The sequence below is a fragment of the Marinitenerispora sediminis genome (assembly GCF_003336425.1).
GTDB classification, from domain to species: Bacteria; Actinomycetota; Actinomycetes; order Streptosporangiales; family Streptosporangiaceae; genus Marinitenerispora; species Marinitenerispora sediminis.
The window spans coordinates 1-599 of the sequence record NZ_QEIO01000346.1 but is presented as its reverse complement, the minus strand read 5'-3'; the positions used below and the strand labels follow the sequence as shown (position 1 = coordinate 599).

Annotated in this window: 1 protein-coding gene and 1 pseudogene; one reads left to right on the top strand and one right to left on the bottom strand. The window is 75.3% G+C overall.

What is annotated here, in order from left to right:
* On the top strand, window positions 1-97 hold a 97-nt coding region (locus DEF28_RS28920; protein WP_147281117.1), incomplete at its 5' end, for a DUF397 domain-containing protein.
* A 78-nt stretch (window positions 98-175) separates the two neighbouring features.
* Here DEF28_RS28920 and DEF28_RS28700 read toward each other — a convergent pair.
* A pseudogene (locus DEF28_RS28700) lies at window positions 176-599 on the bottom strand (hypothetical protein); the annotation flags it as partial.

The following is a 599-nucleotide window of genomic DNA, read 5'->3' as shown; positions in this document are numbered from 1 at the left end:
CCTCCGCGACTCCAAGAACCCCCACCACGGCCACCTCACCCTCCCCCCGGCCGAGTGGTCCGCCTTCCTCGCCGCCGCCAAACACGGCGACCTCTAACGACGGCAACGAAACGGCCGACCCCCATTCGGGAGTCGGCCGCTTCGCGTCGCGCCTGGGGACGCCGGGTGGGTTCCGTCAGTCCATGTCCGGCTGACCGGTCGGCGTTGCCTTGCTCGACGCCTGCTCGACGGTGCTCTTCGGGCGCCACGCACGCCCGCGTCCCGCCTTGCGCGGCTTGAAGCCCGTCGCGGTGCGCACCGGCGTCGCCTCGCCGTGCGGCTCGGCGCTCTCCGGCGACGTGCCTCCCGACGCCTGCCGGGGCCGGTCGTCGCCGCTCCCGGTCTCCCGGGTACGGGTCCGGGTCGCCGCTCGTGCGGGCTCGGCCGTTTCTCTCCGGGATCGGGTGCGCGGTGGTGCGGCGTCGCTCGGCCGGGCGTCGTCCTGCGGTTCGGAGCGACGGCCGGACCGCCGGGGCGCTTCGCCCGGCTGGTTGAGCACCGAGAAGTCCAGGCCGTTCGTGGCCGCAGGCTGGGGCTGGGGCTGGGACTCAGGCTGGGGC